10 protein-coding genes are annotated in these 17,208 nt (G+C 42.1%); 8 read left to right on the forward strand and 2 right to left on the reverse strand.

What is annotated here, in order from left to right; genetic code table 11:
• The 7 genes from tnpC to AAEZ18_RS12410 all read left to right on the forward strand — a co-directional run.
• Positions 1 to 1,115 (forward strand): IS66 family transposase (gene tnpC, locus AAEZ18_RS12380; RefSeq protein WP_350594930.1); only part of this gene is annotated, 1,115 nt, incomplete at its 5' end.
• 459 nt (positions 1,116 to 1,574) lie between these two features.
• Positions 1,575 to 6,182: a glutamate synthase large subunit gene (gene gltB, locus AAEZ18_RS12385; protein ID WP_350594928.1), complete on the forward strand. Its 4,608-nt coding sequence runs from the start codon at positions 1,575 to 1,577 to the stop codon at positions 6,180 to 6,182.
• A 20-nt stretch (positions 6,183 to 6,202) separates the two neighbouring features.
• The gene (locus AAEZ18_RS12390) at positions 6,203 to 7,693 is read left to right on the forward strand and encodes a glutamate synthase subunit beta (RefSeq protein ID WP_350594926.1); all 1,491 of its coding nucleotides are present in this window, start codon (positions 6,203 to 6,205) and stop codon (positions 7,691 to 7,693) included.
• 147 nt (positions 7,694 to 7,840) lie between these two features.
• A complete protein-coding gene (gene ilvD, locus AAEZ18_RS12395; RefSeq protein ID WP_350594924.1) occupies positions 7,841 to 9,520 on the forward strand; it encodes a dihydroxy-acid dehydratase in 1,680 nt (559 codons plus the stop codon).
• A gap of 190 nt (positions 9,521 to 9,710) precedes the next feature.
• Complete coding sequence (locus AAEZ18_RS12400) at positions 9,711 to 11,657, forward strand: hypothetical protein (RefSeq protein ID WP_350545648.1); 1,947 nt, start codon at positions 9,711 to 9,713, stop codon at positions 11,655 to 11,657.
• Positions 11,658 to 11,751: 94 nt separating this feature from the next.
• A complete protein-coding gene (locus AAEZ18_RS12405) occupies positions 11,752 to 12,210 on the forward strand; it encodes a thioredoxin family protein (RefSeq protein WP_089369087.1) in 459 nt (152 codons plus the stop codon).
• A 183-nt stretch (positions 12,211 to 12,393) separates the two neighbouring features.
• A complete protein-coding gene (locus AAEZ18_RS12410; protein ID WP_350594922.1) occupies positions 12,394 to 13,527 on the forward strand; it encodes a DUF2971 domain-containing protein in 1,134 nt (377 codons plus the stop codon).
• A gap of 146 nt (positions 13,528 to 13,673) precedes the next feature.
• On the opposite strand, the gene AAEZ18_RS12415 is transcribed toward AAEZ18_RS12410, so the two are convergent.
• On the reverse strand, positions 13,674 to 14,552 hold the full coding sequence (locus AAEZ18_RS12415; protein ID WP_089369089.1) for a LysR family transcriptional regulator: 879 nt from the start codon (positions 14,550 to 14,552) through the stop codon (positions 13,674 to 13,676).
• Positions 14,553 to 14,673: 121 nt separating this feature from the next.
• On the opposite strand from AAEZ18_RS12415, the gene AAEZ18_RS12420 reads away from it, so the two are divergent.
• On the forward strand, positions 14,674 to 15,744 hold the full coding sequence (locus AAEZ18_RS12420; RefSeq protein WP_089369090.1) for a YeiH family protein: 1,071 nt from the start codon (positions 14,674 to 14,676) through the stop codon (positions 15,742 to 15,744).
• A gap of 29 nt (positions 15,745 to 15,773) precedes the next feature.
• Here AAEZ18_RS12420 and AAEZ18_RS12425 read toward each other — a convergent pair whose 3' ends face one another.
• A complete protein-coding gene (locus AAEZ18_RS12425; protein WP_089369091.1) occupies positions 15,774 to 17,093 on the reverse strand; it encodes a DASH family cryptochrome in 1,320 nt (439 codons plus the stop codon).
• Positions 17,094 to 17,208: the final 115 nt, after the last annotated feature.

Below are 17,208 nucleotides of genomic sequence, written 5' to 3' on the forward strand. Positions count from 1 at the left end.
GTCACTATCGTGAGGTGGGTTTTCAAAAGCGACAAGTCGTCGATATAGATATCAGTAAAGTGGTGACCGAATACCAGACTCAAATCCTTGAGAATGAGCAAGGGAAGCGGTTTGTTGGTGAATTCCCCCAAGGTGTTAACGGTCCTATTCAATATGGTGTTGGTGTGAAAGCCCATGCGGTTTACTTATCACAATATCAATTACTCCCTTATAACCGCATTGAAGAATACTTTAGTGACCAACTAGGTATTCCGATCAGTGCCGGCAGTTTATTTAACTTTAATGAACAAGCAGCGGCACTAGTAAAGTCATCGGGCGCAGAAGGTATCATCAAAGCGGCATTACAAAGCCCGCATCAAACTTTGCATGTTGATGAGACTGGCATTAATATCGGCGGTAAACGGCGATGGCTTCATGGTGCATCAACGACTTGGTGGACTTATTTTTATCCTCATGAAAAAAGAGGAAAAATAGCGATGGATGAGGCCGGTATTTTACCGCACTTTACCGGTGTGCTATGTCATGACCATTGGAAGCCATATTATCAATATACCCAATGCCAACATGCATTATGTAATGCTCACCACATCCGAGAATTAGAAAGGGCTTGGGAGCAAGACGGCATGCAATGGGCGAAGGATATGCAAACCTTACTTAAAGAAATGAATAAAGCTCAAATAGATAATCCCGACCTAGATAAAGGGGCTAAACAGAAATATCGTGAGCAATATCAAAAAATATTGCTTCAAGGTGACGCTAAATGTCCACCACCAGATAAAAGTAGCCGAGTGGAAGGTCAGCGAGGCCGATTAAAGCGAACCAAATCCCGAGCATTATTGGAACGACTAAGAGATTATCAAGATGATGTTTTACGTTTCATGATGAGCACTGGCGTGCCATTTACCAACAACCAAGGCGAGAATGATATTAGGATGACCAAGGTTCATCAAAAAATATCGGGGTGTTTTAGAAGTAAGCAAGGAGCTGAAATGTTCTGCTTGCTGAGAAGCTATTTATCGACTTGCAGAAAACAATATGTATCTGCAAGCCTAGCCCTTGAGTTATTATTCAAAAATCAGCTGCCTGATATATTCATTTCAGATGAGGCTGAATAGTTACAAATGTTATTGCTTATTTACTTTTTAAAGATGCACCAATCCTCCCTTAGTTTCCCCCCTCAGGCCTTAGTGGTGCACTTTTATAACTAAAAAGACCAAACCCATCCAAATCAACTATGCGCTTTTTTAAAACATAAGGCATAGTTATTAAATGCAGTGTAAATGGGCTGTTAATAACTATTTTTGACTATATATATTCATATAATCTGAATGTATATTCATTTCTTAGTTGACTCAGCGTTATTTTACGGCTAGTTTTTATCCCCCTTTGATTAAAGTTTTCACTAATAAATACTGCACTATACAAATTCAAAAAGATTTTACAGTGGCTGTTTTAGGCATTTTAACGATTTTTTGAATGAGATAAGCGCATACCTCGAGTATATAAAAATATATGACTTAATTAGTAAGCACAATTTAGCTGATAGCAATAGGCTGATGAAATAGGAATAAGTAATGAATGATATGAGCAAAAAATCCCAAGGTCTTTATCGCGCTGAATTTGAACATGACAGTTGCGGCATTGGCTTTGTCGCTAACCTTAAGGGTAAAAAGTCACACGATATTATCGAAAATGCACTCACCATGCTCAGCTGCATGGAACATCGTGGTGGAACAGGGTTTGACGTTAAAAGTGGTGATGGTGCTGGTATTCTTATTCAAATTCCTCATGAGTTTTTCCGTCAAGAAACCGCAAAGCTAGGGTGGACGCTGCCAAGCGCCTTAAACTATGGTGTGGGGATGATTTTTTTCCCGCGCGATAAAGCACTTAGCGACGCGTGTAAAAAAATACTAAATCAAAATATTGCCGAACTGGGTTTAACCTTAATAGGGTATCGGGATGTTCCGGGCGATAACTCTATGTTAGGCGCGGCTTCATTTGAAAGCGAGCCAAATATTGAGCAAGTGTTTATTGCTAAGCCGCAAGCGCTAAGCGCACAAGAATTTGAACGTAAGCTGTTTGTGCTGCGTAAATACACCTCGCATAAAATTAATGGTTTAGATTTCACCGAACGTGACGAATTTTATGTAACCTCAATGTCATCTACCAAAATTGTTTATAAAGGCCAGTTTACTACCGAGCAAGTGCGCCAGTATTACCTTGATCTGCAAGACGAGCGTACTATTTCGGGAATGGCGATGTTTCATTCTCGTTTTTCAACCAACACTTTTCCTGCTTGGCGCCGCGCGCAGCCGTTTCGTTATATAGCCCACAATGGTGAAATTAATACGGTACGCGGTAATATTAACTGGATGAATGCTCGTGAGGCATTGTTTAGCTCGGTTAATTTTAGCGATGCTGAATTGAATATGTTAAATCCGGTGTGTAATAACGATAACTCAGATTCGGCTAATCTTGATATGGCTATTGAGCTATTAGTGCTCAGCGGGCGGTCTTTGGCGCAAGTAATGATGATGATGGTGCCAGAAGCATGGCAAACACAAACCAATATGGATGCCACCAAGCGCGCATTTTATGAATACTATGCGTGTATTATGGAGCCTTGGGATGGCCCAGCATCGTTATCGTTTACCGATGGTAACGTTATTGGTGCAACACTTGACCGTAATGGTTTGCGCCCTTCGCGTTACTTGTTAACCGAAGATGGCACGCTAGTGATGGGCTCTGAAACCGGTGCATTGTGCGTTGATCAATCAACGGTTGTTGAAAAAGGGCGTTTGCAACCGGGTAAAATATTTATTGCTGACTTAGAGCAAGGTCGCATTATTAGTGATGACGAAGTAAAACAACACGTTAGCTCGGCTCAGCCGTATGCTCGTTGGTTAGCTGAAAACAAAATTGAATTAGACAATTTACCCGTTCCTAGCGCGTCTTTTGCCCAGCCGCCATTGGCAGAGCTGCGAAAAATACAAAAAGCATTTGGTTACACCAGCGAAGATCTTAACCTAGTACTGGCGGGTATGGTTGGTACGGCTAAAGAGCCACTAGGCGCTATGGGTACCGACACGCCGCTTGCAGTGCTGTCGCATCGCCCGCAACAATTATCACATTATTTTAAGCAGTTATTTGCGCAAGTAACCAACCCACCCATCGACCCTATTCGTGAAGAATTGGTTATGTCGTTGCGCGGTTATATTGGCCGCTCACTTAACTTGCTCGATGAAACACCTGGGCATTGCCATAAGGTTGAAATAGAACAGCCTGTATTGACCAATGAGCAATTACGTAAACTACAGTATATAGATAACAATCATCTTCAAGCTAAAACGATCGACATTACTTTTAAAGCCAGCGGTGGGCCAGGTGCACTAAAAAGAGCACTGGATCGTATTTGTTTATATGCCAAAAATGCCGTTGAAGATGATTATGAAATACTCATTTTAAGTGACCGTGGCGTAGACAGCGACCATGTTGCTATACCTTCGGTATTGGCAACAGCAGCGGTACATCACTATTTAATTCGTGAAAAACTACGCTCATCTGCCGATATAATTTTGGAGTCGGGTGATATACGCGAAACGCATCATTTTGCTACTGTTATTGGTTATGGCGCTGCGGCAGTTAACCCGTATTTAGCCCTAGAGAGCATGTATGGTTTACGTGATGAAGGCGTACTTGATAATAACTTAACAAATGAACAAATTACCCAAAAATACACTAAAGCGGTAGGCAGCGGCTTGTTGAAAACCTTCTCTAAAATGGGTATTTCAACGCTACAGTCGTATTTAGGTGCGCAAGTTTTTGAAGCCTTGGGCATTAACTCTGAGGTTATTGATCAGTACTTTACCGGTACGGTTAGCCGTATTGAAGGCTTAAGCCTAGATCAAATTGCCCAAGAGGCGCTATTACGCCACCGTGAGGGTTTCCCTGAGGCCAACCGCATTGCTATAGATAAACTACTGCCTACGGGCGGAGAATACTCGTGGCGTCATGATGGTGAACGGCACTTATTTAATCCCACGGTAATTCGCTTACTGCAGCATTCAACAGCCAGTAATAATGTTGAGCAGTTTAAGCAGTATGCAAAAACGGTGGACGATCAAAGTAAAGAAGCCTTTACCTTACGGGGTTTATTACAATTGAATAGCGATCGTCCTGCTATTGCCTTGAGCGAAGTGGAACCGGTTGCCAACATTTTCAAACGCTTTGCCTCGGGTGCCATGTCGTTTGGCTCAATTTCGTGGGAAGCACACACTACTTTAGCTATAGCTATGAACCGCATTGGCGGTAAAAGTAACAGCGGTGAGGGCGGCGAAGACCCAATTCGTTATACTGCGCTTGAAAATGGCGATTCGATGAATTCGCGAATTAAACAAGTGGCTTCGGGTCGTTTTGGTGTTACTAGCCATTATTTAGCGAATGCCGATGAGCTACAAATAAAAATGGCGCAGGGCGCAAAACCGGGCGAAGGTGGGCAATTACCAGGTGATAAAGTAGATGCATGGATTGGTAAAACTCGTGGCTCTACGCCAGGGGTGGGCTTAATTTCGCCGCCGCCACACCATGATATTTATTCTATTGAAGATTTATCGCAACTTATTTTCGATCTTAAAAACGCCAACCGTGACGCGCGCATTAACGTTAAATTAGTATCAGAAGCGGGTGTAGGTACGGTTGCATCGGGTGTGGCAAAAGCCTATGCCGATGTGGTACTGATTGCGGGCCACGATGGCGGCACCGGTGCGTCACCACTGAGCTCAATTAAACATACGGGCTTACCGTGGGAACTGGGTTTGGCTGAAACGCATCAAACTTTGGTGCGTAATAAACTGCGTAGCCGTATTACGGTACAAACCGATGGGCAACTTAAAACGCCACGCGACTTAGCCATTGCAACGCTACTTGGTGCAGAAGAGTATGGTATGGCTACCACAGCATTGGTGGTTGAGGGATGTATTATGATGCGTAAGTGTCATTTAAATACTTGCCCAGTTGGTATTGCCACACAAGATAAAGGCCTGCGCGACAAGTTTACTGGTCGTGCCGATATTTTAGTTAACTTTTTTACCATGATGGCAGAAGGTTTACGCGAAATTATGGCTGAGCTTGGTTTTAGAAGTATTGAAGAAATGGTAGGCCAAACTCAGTGCCTTACACAGCGCAAAGATGTTGACCATTGGAAGTATCAAGGCGTTGACTTAACACCACTATTGCACAAAGCAGAGTGCGCTGAAAACGAAACTCTGTATCAATCAATAAAGCAAAAGCATTTAATCGACGACATTATCGATCGCAAAATGATCAAAGATGCTCAAGCGGCACTAGAGTCTGGGCAAAGTGTGGCGCTTGAATACGATGTGATTAACACCGACAGAACCATAGGGGCGATGATCTCTAACGAAATCTCTAAAAAGTACCATGCAGATGGCTTACCGCAAGATACTATTAAGGTTAAGTTTAACGGCTCAGCGGGACAAAGCTTTGGTTGTTTTTCAACCAAGGGTTTACGTTTTGAACTTGAAGGCGATGCCAACGACTACTTTGGTAAAGGACTCTCTGGCGCAAATTTAGTGGTGTACCCTAGTAAACAAGCTAAGTTTGCTGCTAGTGAAAATATCCTCATTGGTAATGTGGCCTTTTTTGGAGCAACTTCGGGTAGCGCCTTTATACGCGGTATAGCGGGGGAGCGTTTTTGTGTACGTAACTCGGGCGCAACAGCCGTTGTTGAAGGTGTGGGGGATCACGGTTGTGAATACATGACCGGCGGTAAAGTGGTTATTTTGGGCGCAACTGGTCGAAACTTTGCTGCAGGTATGTCGGGCGGTGTTGCTTACGTACTTGATGTAAATAATGACTTTGCGGCTAAATGCAATATGGAAATGGTCGCACTTGAAAGTGTAGATACCGACGCTGAAAGCCACGAATTAAAAGCCTTAATTAGCCAACATTTTGATGCTACAGGTTCAGATGTTGCCAGTGATTTATTAAAAGATTGGAACAGCAATGTTAAGCGCTTTGTTAAAGTAATGCCGGTTGATTACAAACGCATGCAAGGTTATATGAATGATGTACGCAGTAGCGGAAAATTCACCTCAGAGTACGACATTGCCGTAGAAGCATTCGACATTCATTTAAACAACATAGCTAGCGCTAAAGCTTAAGCTGCCAAGGAGAATATATTATGGGAAATCCAACAGGGTTTATCAACGTAGGTCGTGCCTTGCCAACTGAGCGTAACGCAGGTGAACGTTTAATTGACTGGCTGGAAGTATATGAAGAAATACCACAAGCAGATGTAGAGCAGCAAGCTTCGCGTTGTATGGATTGTGGCGTGCCGTTTTGTCAGTCGGCAAAATCAGAATTTGCACCAGCAGTAGCTGGGTGTCCGGTAAATAATGTAATACCCGAGTGGAATGACTTAATTTATCGCGGCCGCTGGCAAGATGCAGTAGAGCTATTGCATAAAACCAATAACTTTCCTGAGTTTACTGGGCGTGTATGCCCAGCCCCTTGTGAGGGGGCATGTGTACTGGGTATTAACGCCGATCCAGTGGCTATTAAGTTACATGAAAAAGAAATTATTGATCATGCCTTTAAGCAAGGTTGGGTGGTTGCTGAGCCACCTGCATCTCGCACTGGTAAAAATGTAGCCGTAATTGGTTCGGGCCCAGCGGGCCTTGCCGCTGCAGCACAGTTAAATAAAGCTGGCCATATGGTTACTGTATATGAGCGCGCCGACCGCATTGGTGGCTTGCTAATGTATGGTATTCCAAACATGAAGCTACAAAAAGAATTAGTGCAACGTCGGGTTGATATTTTAGCCCAAGAAGGCATTGTTTTTGTTACTAATACTGAAGTAGGCAAAGACATTAGTGTGGCGCAGTTAGAAACTGACTTTGACTCAGTCGTGTTATGTATTGGTGCCACAGTACCGCGCGACTTACCCGTTGCAGGGCGCGAGCTTAACGGTGTGCATTTTGCGATGGACTTTTTAACAGCCAATACCAAAAGCTTGCTCGATAGCGAACATCAAGGCGGAGCGTTCATTAATGCGAAAGGCAAAAGTGTAGTGGTTATAGGTGGCGGTGATACCGGCACCGATTGTATTGGTACTGCGCTTCGCCATCAGTGTAAAAGTGCTATTCAGCTAGAAATTATGCCTCGTCCACCCGAGCAACGCGACGAGAGCAGCAATCCTTGGCCACAATGGCCAAAACGTTTGTTGGTTGATTACGGCCAAAAAGAAGCTATTGCAGTACAAGGCCAAGATCCACGTCAATATTTAGTGATGACTAAAAAAATTGAAAGTGACGGGCAAGGTAATGTTAAAGCTGTGCACACTGTAGATATTACTTGGCAACTTAACGATAAAGGGCAAATGGTGCCACAAGAAGTAGCGGGCAGTGAAAAGATTATTCTTGCCGATATAGTACTGATTGCTATGGGCTTTATGGGGCCAGAAGGTGGCCTTGTTGCACAATTTGGTTTAGAGCAGGATGCTCGCTCTAATATTGCAGCACAGTACGATAAGTTTGCTACAAGCAAGCCTGGCGTATTTGCCGCAGGCGATGGTCGTCGCGGACAAAGCTTAATTGTGTGGGCAATAGATGAAGGTCGACGTTGCGCGCGTGAGGTTGACAGCTATTTAATGGGTAAAAGCTATTTGCCTTAAAGCGATTACAAGTCTGTAAACTTTAACTGCTTTAAAAGTTAAAACCATCTATTATAGCAAGCCTCACCGCATTAATTATGCAAGGTGGGGCTTGTTTTTATAATTTATTCTATTAATAAACCTTGTAAAAAGTAGGTAAGGTAAGAAATGACTTCTGAAAAACCACGTAAATATTCACAAAAAATTGTAGATGGTAGCGCTCAGGCTCCTAGTCGTTCTATGTTACGAGCGGTAGGTTTTAATGATGACGATTTTAAAAAGTCTCAAGTTGGTATTGCCTCTACATGGTCTATGGTAACGCCGTGCAATATGCACATTAATACACTTGCCAAAGAAGTAGGTAAAGGCGTAGATAGCGCCGGTGCGAAAAGCGTTATTTATAATACCATTACCTTATCCGATGGTATTTCTATGGGCACCGAAGGGATGAAATATTCTTTAGTATCACGCGAAGTAATTTGCGACTCAATAGAAGCGGTATCGGCGGGTATGGGCCACGACGGTATTATTGCTATTGGCGGTTGTGATAAAAATATGCCGGGTTGTTTAATGGGTTTAGCACGTTTAAACCGCCCCTCTATATTTGTGTACGGCGGTACAATTTTACCCGGTGAAAATCATACCGATATAGTCTCGGTATTTGAAGCGGTGGGCAGCTACGCGGCAGGCGATATTCCAATTACGCAATTAGAACATATTGAAAAAACAGCCATACCAGGGGCCGGTTCGTGTGGTGGTATGTACACGGCAAATACGTTAGCCTCAGCAATTGAAGCTTTAGGCATGAGTATGCCAAATAGTTCTGCGCAAAATGCTATTTCACAAAACAAAAAACAAGACTGTATTGATGCGGGTAAAGCGATTGTTTATTTGCTAGAGCATGACATTAAACCTTCCGATATTATGACCAAAAAAGCGTTTGAAAATGCAATTACGCTGATCATTACCTTAGGCGGCTCAACCAATGCGGTGCTGCATTTAATTGCTATGGCTGATGCGGTAGGCGTTGAAGTAACATTGGATGACTTTGTGCGTATTGGCGATAAAACACCAGTAATTGCCGACTTGCGCCCAAGCGGTCAATATTTAATGTCGGAGTTGATTGAAATTGGTGGCATTCAACCACTGATGAAGCGTTTATTAGATGCCGGTATGCTGCACGGTGACTGTATGACAGTGACAGGCAAAACCATGGCCGAAAATTTAGCCGATGTAGCAGATTACCCAGCAGGGCAAAATATTATTTTACCTTTTGATCAGCCAATTAAAAAAGACAGTCATTTAGTTATATTAGCTGGCAACTTAGCGCCAGAAGGAGCAGTGTCAAAAATTACGGGTAAAGAGGGTTTACGCTTTACCGGCAACGCAAAAGTATATGACTCAGAAGAGCAAGGCTTTGCCGCTATTATAGATGGGCAAGTAGTAGCCGGAGACGTTGTAGTAATTCGCTATGAAGGTCCTAAAGGTGGCCCAGGTATGCGTGAAATGCTAAGCCCCACTTCAGCTATTATGGGTAAAGGTTTAGGTAACGATGTGGCGCTTATTACCGATGGTCGTTTTTCAGGTGGTAGTAGGGGTTTTGTTGTGGGGCACGTTACACCAGAAGCTTACGAAGGCGGCGCCATTGCACTAGTAGAAAATGGTGACAGCATTACTATTGACGCGCAAAGCCGTGAAATGACTCTTAATATTACTGATGAAGAAATGGCCAGTAGGAAACAACGTTGGCAACAACCTGCGCCAAAATACACCCGCGGATTACTAGCAAAATATGCCAGAACAGTAAGTTCAGCTTCTACCGGAGCCGTGACCGATAAGCCAAGTTAAGGCACAATTAATCGCTAAAATTAGCGATTAAACTCCCCTAAATAGAGCGAGTTTTAATCCGCAAAGATCAACACGCCCTAGATAACCTTGTTACTTTATTTGTAATTTAAGTAACAAGGTTATAAATCGCTCAAGTTTTTAGTTGGCCGACCGATATATACTTAATAGCAGTTTGCGATTAAGGATGATCATGATTAACAATGGGTTAAATAACCACTCTAGTTTAGCGACAAAGCAAGTACTGCCAGTTGATAATGCAAACCATACCCTTAGCAGCAAACTGCAACATAGCCCACTCGAAATAGCGCCAAAATTAATACCAGAGTTAGCAACAGAGCTATCACCCAAAATAACGTCCGATTTTCTCAGTCAGTTTAGCGACGAAAAAGTTGCCCAATTACTGCAACAACAACTTTCGGTGCTGATCACTCCTGCAAAAAAAGCAAATATATCGAACTACCACTACAGCGCTGAAGAGTTAGCTATACGTACTGTAATAACGAGTCAGCAAGAAGGGCTACTTAAAAATGAGCATAGCGATAAGCTCATACAACGCTTAAATAAATCGGTAAAAGATATTCAGGGTGCTTACGCTAACACCAGTGATATTTTATTTAACCTGGGGCAATTAGGGCATCAACAAACATCATTTTTAGCCTCTAGTCAGCAGCGTGTTGAGCGTGCGCTTAACCCTTATATGGAGAGTATTAATCGCAGCAAGCATGAGGATGACGATAACTACCGCTTTCAATTATCAGTAAAAACCAAAGAAGGCGATATTATTAATATTACCTTTAACTCATCGCAAGGTTATGATGAAAGTGCTGGTAAAACGGCTGATAATTTTAGCCTTAGCTATGAAGTAGAAGGGGATTTGTCAGAGGCTGAGCATCAGGCGCTAACTGAAGTACTTGCAGGTGTAGGTGAAATGGCTGATGAGTTTTTTAAAGTCAGTCAATATGCTAACAGCCGTTATGTGCCGGTAAACCAAGGCGATATAAACTTAGACTTTTTAGCTGATTTTAATCATCAGCAGTTATCTGGTTTTAATGTGTCGTTTTCAACAACGCAAAATGATGTGCTTGATATAGGCGAAAACACGCTTGATTTAAGTTACTCAATTGATGAAGCATCGAATCAGCAAGCACTTGTGTTTAAATCAGAAAGTGGGCAAAACGAAATAGACTTTGCACTCGATATGTCGACCATTGGTGCTAAAGACACGCAGCAAGTGCAGCGGTATTTAGCGTCGCTCGATCAAAGCCTAGAAGATAGCCGAGTAAACAGCACCAAAGACGATAAAGAGTCGGCATTTGGGCGCAAAGGCGACGAGGCAATGCAGCAAGGTTTTGCATTGTTTAAAGGCGCTTTTACGAGTATGTCATCAGCGGCTGAGCGTTATAGCAATTTGGAGTCACTTGCAGATCAGCACTTTAATGACGGGCGCGCCATGGTTGCCGATTTGGTTGATAACATGATTACAAACGATGCCCGTTACCAAGGGCTTGGTAATAAGGCGCCAAATACATTAGGAGCGGGTATTTCTAAGCTCGCTGATTTTGATGCTACATTTTCTTATGCGCTTGATAACGGCGATTATCAGCCTAAAAGTACAATTGAGCTAAGCCAAGCGACTGAACAAGCCCAATTAGGGGATCTTAGCGGTGTAACGCAAAGTAAAAATGTAAGTAGCCACTTTGATTATCAATACAGTCGCCCTGATTACTACAACAAAGAAGAGAGTTATAACGTAGGTACTGCGGTTAAAAATAAAGAACTTGTGGGGCTTGATCAGTCTCACGAGGTTGATGTTGATACAAAAATGTTTGAGTTTAATCCGCAAACCAATCAATACGAGCTGCAAATGGCGATGCAAGAACAAACCATTAGTAAAAGCAACATTCGCTTAATTGACGATATTTGGCTTGAAGAAAACGAAAACAGCTACAACATGAATAAAAAAGAGCGTGTTGAGAGTGACGAAAAGCAAGACGAGTTTAAAAAAACAAGCAGCCATTCTCATAATAAACTAGTTACCTTGATTGGTGATTTAGACAAGCTAGCTGAGAATAAAAACGTAAGGCGAGAATATTTAACTAACTTATCGCAAGTTAACTTTTTTATGGATAAAAAGTAACGGTTTTGAGTTGTTCACTCCACACTCAATATTGGGTATAGTCGTTAAATGCTTTATTTAATACTTAATTAAATACCTACTTAAAGAGTACCTTATGTTTAAACAATTAATTTTACTGTGCGCTTTAAGCATGCCGCTTATAATCTGCGCTGCTACGGCGCCATTTTCGGGCGAGATAAGTACGCAAGCACTGCTAAGCGACTACGACAAGTTTAACGAACACTACAAGGCGTTTACGCCAACGACGCAAGATATAGCGCTAATGCAAAAGCTAGAAGGCAAAGAGCTTATTGTATTATTTGGAACGTGGTGCCACGACAGTGAGCGCGAAGTGCCAAAGCTCATTAAGTTACTTGATGCATCGAAAGTACAACTTGCAAGCATTGACTATGTGGCCGTAGGTTACAACAAGCAAGACGATGCAGGCATTGCACAGGCTCACGACTTACAATACACACCTACGTTTATTGTTAAACAAAATGGCAAAGAGTTAATACGCGTAATTGAAAAACCAACGGGTACGTTAGCGCAAGATTTAACTCAGGGTTTGTAAGTTCAGCTTGCTCGTATTTGGTTTACCGATTTAGCAAATAGGTTTATGAGGTAGCTGCTGGACTCATATAACTAGTCTCCTGGTATTTTAATGTGTGAAGTCGAGGTATGACCCATTTGGCTATCTTTGATTTTTGCATGATGGGCGCACTATAAATTGTTTCTTCTAGTATGAGTGGTAAAGGTGAACTTAAAACAAATCAAACAGCTTAGAAAAACTCACTCTCTCGAGAAATTTGAGTTGGTTAACTGTGAACGAAATATTACGGGGCTCAATACCCATTACAGCGTCTCAGTTACGTTAGGTGATTCTGTAACAAATTTCAATATACTTGCGAGTGATACTGATACCGTTTTATATATTGAGCGGTGGGCTGATGAAGTTAGTTTTGTGCGAACAGAGCGATCTGAAGAGATTTCCAAAAATGTTTTTCAGCCATTTACAAATGGCGAAACCCTATATGATGATACAGTGATTTGGAAGTACATGGATTTGAGCAAGTTTATTTCTTTACTTTCAACTCAATCCCTTTGGTTTGCAAGATTAGATAAAAACTGGGAAATTGACCCGTTGGAGGGGAAAGTTCCAACTGCACATTGGGAATCACTTGTAGAAAGAATTCTAAATACCAAATTTGCTCCTCAGTTTTTTGGTAACAGTAAAGTTCAGGGGTTTGGCGGAATGCCAGAAGCAGGAATGGCGCAAGTTCCGCAATCCGAACAAAAATCGAGGGAGATCGATTTACAAAGAAATATGTATGAGGCTGCCATCTACAATTCTTATGTGACTTGCTGGAATATCAGCACTCATGAGTCTTATCATATGTGGAAGTTATACTGTAATCATCACAACGGAATTGCAATTAAGTCTACTATAGGTCGACTTAAATCATCATTAGGAAAAAACAAAAACTATACTGTACTAGGTGGACTTATTGAATACTTAGACTTTAAAAACCAAATGCCAGCTAGAGGCGACAACCTTTTAACACACATTTATTGCAAAAGCATGCCATATTCTTTCGAGAATGAATTTCGTTTATGTTTCAGAGACTTTGGTTTTGTAAATGATGTCATAGGGGGACACGCCCCGTATTCAGAAGATCCAGAAGAGATTAGATCTATCTTAGATTCCTACAGAGCAGGATATACTGTCAAGTTGGATTTAAATACTCTCATTGAATCAGTCGTAACATCTCCCCACTCTGACCCTTGGTTTTTTGACTTAGTCACTTCAATCGTAGGAGATGGTCGAGAATTTTCGAATTCACTTAGTGGTTTAAATACGCTCAGTGTAACTTCCTCTAACATGAATTAATACATTAGATAAATGGAGTAACAAGCGCATGTTTTCGAATTGGCTTTCCGGCGCGCTCTTAAACAACCACGATATGGGTATAACCAGTGTCTTCAAACCGCTCATTCGTTACTTACAGATCAGTTCTAGTTTAACTCACATAATCACTATTCACTAAACAGGCTTTTTTCGAACGCTTGCGCAGCGTGTGAAGACGGTCTGTCTTTATAATGCAGTTGATAAAGTGGCCGAGAGAGTTGCTCGTTATTTTTTTGGCTCAGGCGCGTTAATTTACCTAACTGCACTAAATCCTCAGTAACTACGTTTGGCAATAAAGCGACCCCCATACCTTGAGCAACAGCCCTTGCTATTGCCTCGTTGCTGCCCAATTGCATACTGCGCTCTGCTATTACGCCATGTTGGGCTAATAACTTAACCGACATTTCTAAAGTGCCCGAGCCCGGCTCGCGCAGTAGCCAAAACTGTTTGTTTAACCATGCATTTAAGTTTTTAGCGGGCTTAAAGTTACTGGGTATAACGATACTCATTAAATCGTTTTGCCAGTGCTTACTTATAATATGCGGCTCGATAGGTGTGCCTTCAACCAGTGCTAAATCGATAGTACATTCTAGTAGGGCAAGCTCAATTTGCGCGGTATTAGCCACTTGTACTTCTACTTTAATATGGGGGTACTGCGCGCAAAAATTAGCTAAATAGGGCGGTAGCCAATAGCTGGCAATGGTTGTACTAGTGCCTATAACGAGCGTGCCACGCTTAAGCCCTGTGCGCGATTTAATATCTTCAATGGCGGCTTTCTCAATGGCAAAAATACTACGAGCATGTTCAAAAAGTGCTTGTCCGCCTTCACTCAAGGTGAGTTTTTTACCCTTAGATGCGCGCTCAATAAGTTGTATATTTAGCTGATACTCAAGTTCTTTTAGCGCTTTAGATACCGCAGGCTGGCTTATAAAAAGCGCCTCAGCTGCGCCTGAAAAACTACCAAGCTTTGCTACCGTATAAAACACCCGAAGTGCATGCAAGTTCATTGTGTCTCTCAAATCACATAACTTTAAGTTATCGAATCATGATTTTAATGTATTGGAGTTATATTTTGCGCTTTCTTAAAATGAAGTCAACAGTTTAACGTTGTTCAATTGAGAGAATATTATGCTTAGCGCTATTAAAAATTTGGGTATTAATACTATGCAATACGGCGATGCGCGCTGGTGGTTAGGTATGCTGCTGGTGGTTGTTTTGGCGGGGGCATCTGTTGCATTAAGTAAGTTACCTATAATGCAAAGTGCGCAATTTAGCTCTTTAACTATTGGTATAGTGCTTGGCATTATTGTGGGTAACAGTGTGTTTTCGCGTATTGCTACGCAAACCGATATAGGTGTTGATTACGCTAAAAGTATATTACTCAAAGCGGGCGTTATTTTATTTGGGTTTAGAATTACTTTTGCGCAAGTAGCGGGTGTAGGCTGGCATGGCCTATTAACCGATATAGTAATGCTGTTAGGCACATTTATTTTGGCAGTGCAGCTAGGTAAGCGCGTATTTAAGCTTGATGAGCAAACAGTAATATTAATTGGCGCAGGTAGCTCTATTTGTGGCGCAGCAGCTGTAATGGCAACCGAGCCAGTTATAAAAGCGCAGGCACATAAAGTATCGGTAGCGGTGGCAACGGTGGTGGTGTTTGGCACGTTAAGCATGTTTGCCTACCCAATCATGTTTGAGTTTATGGGACTGAGTGAACACGCTTACGGTATTTTTGTAGGCTCAACTATTCATGAAGTAGCGCAAGTGGTTGCAGCGGGCACTGCTGTAAGCGCCAATGCTGCAGATACCGCCGTTATAGAAAAAATGCTACGCGTAATGATGCTTGCGCCATTTTTAGTGGGTTTATCGTTTTGGCAAAGTAAAAAGCATGCAAAAACAAACAATAACGTGCATGGCGGCGAGCAAAAAACGGGTATTACCATCCCTTGGTTTGCAGTGTTATTTATTGTGGCAAGTGGTGTGCATTCACTCTCTATTATTCCTCAAGTGGTTACAAGCGCTATTGTATGGTTTGATAATATATTACTCACTATTGCTATGGTGGCTTTGGGTTTACGCACACATGTTGGGGCAATTCGCCAAGCGGGTATTAAACCGCTGTTACTGGCGCTGTGTTTATTTTTGTTTTTAACGTTAGGCGGCTTTGCCATTAATATAGGCATTGCTGAGCTGTTTTAAACGTTATTTGGTAAAAGTTGATTGGCGGCTTAAATTGGCCAATCAACTTCGTTTAAAGTATCCAGCTGTGTGCTGGTATTTTCATTGCCTTGCCATTTATTAGTGTAAACAGCGTGCGGATCAAACTGCGCGGTTTGTTTTTCAATATTAAAGTGCCTACCACCACGCGGGTCGACCCCTACACCCGCTATATATTGCCAATTACCCCAATTAGCGGCTACATCGTAATCAATCAATTGTTGTTCAAAATAAGCCGCGCCATAGCGCCAATCAAGGCCAAGTTCGTTAACTAAACAACTTGCTGCAACTTGTCTTGCTCGGTTTGATATATAACCAGTAGCATTAAGCTCATTCATAATGGCATTGACTAATGGGTAGGGCGTTGAGCCATTACACCACGCTGCAAAGCGATTTGGCATAAACGTAGTAAGGGGCTTGGTTTGTTTTTGGCCTTTAAAGCTAAACAGGCTGTTGCCCGCATTGAGTGCATGCCATTTAAAATACTCTCGCCATAGCAATTCAAACTTAATCCAATAAGTAGATTCGTTTGCAATATGTTTATGTTCGTACTCTTCAACCGCTTTATAAACTTGCCGTGCACTTACACAGCCAAAGGCAAGCCAGGTACTAAATTTTGTGGTGTTATTAAAGCCATCAAGCTCGTTTCGAGTTGTTTTATAGGTACTTGGCAGTAAGCCCGAAAAGTACTGCGCTAAATGAGCTTGCACACTTTTAAATCCGCCGTGCATTATCGCGTTGTTGTCATCAGTATATTCACTAAGCTCAATTGGTTTGGCCGCACATAATGTTATAGGTTGAGGGAGTAAACCTTTAGGCAGGGTTGAGGTTGTTATAGGTATGTTTACCGCCTCTACTTTTTTTCTAAATGGGGTAAAGCTTTTAGGTAGCTCGTTTAAATCAAAAGGGAGATCACTTTGTTGAAATAGAGTATCTTGTTGAGTTGTTTTAAATATGACATGTGAGCAATGTGCTTTTAGTCGGGCGAGTTGACGCTGCTCATAGGTTCCAACATGTTCACTGCACACTACTTCGTCAATGTGTTGCTCAGCTATGCGCTGCTTTAAAACACTAAAAGTTTCGCCCTCAAGTACGTGAAGAGTTTGCCCGCGTTCAATAAGTGCTTGTTGCAGCTCAAATAAGCTTTGCATTAAAAACTGTTGTTTGTGCACGCCATATGGCTTTTGTTGGTGGTTATTATTTTTAAACCAGTGCGGGTTTATTACAAATACAATATCGAGCGCACATTGCCCAGTAGCAAGTTCGCTTAAAATAGGGTTGTCGTCTATTCGTAAATCGTTTTGTAGCCAATATAAAATACGTTTGCTCATAGGTTTGCTCAGGTTTTTAAACTCTAAAGTGGTACGAAGCAAAAGCGGGTGAGGATTAATGGTTAGGTATTTTAATTAGCTCGGCAGTTTACTTAACTAATAGAGACGGCTAAGT

The sequence above is a fragment of the Pseudoalteromonas sp. 19-MNA-CIBAN-0066 genome (assembly GCF_040308705.1).
Taxonomy (GTDB): domain Bacteria; phylum Pseudomonadota; class Gammaproteobacteria; order Enterobacterales; family Alteromonadaceae; genus Pseudoalteromonas; species Pseudoalteromonas nigrifaciens.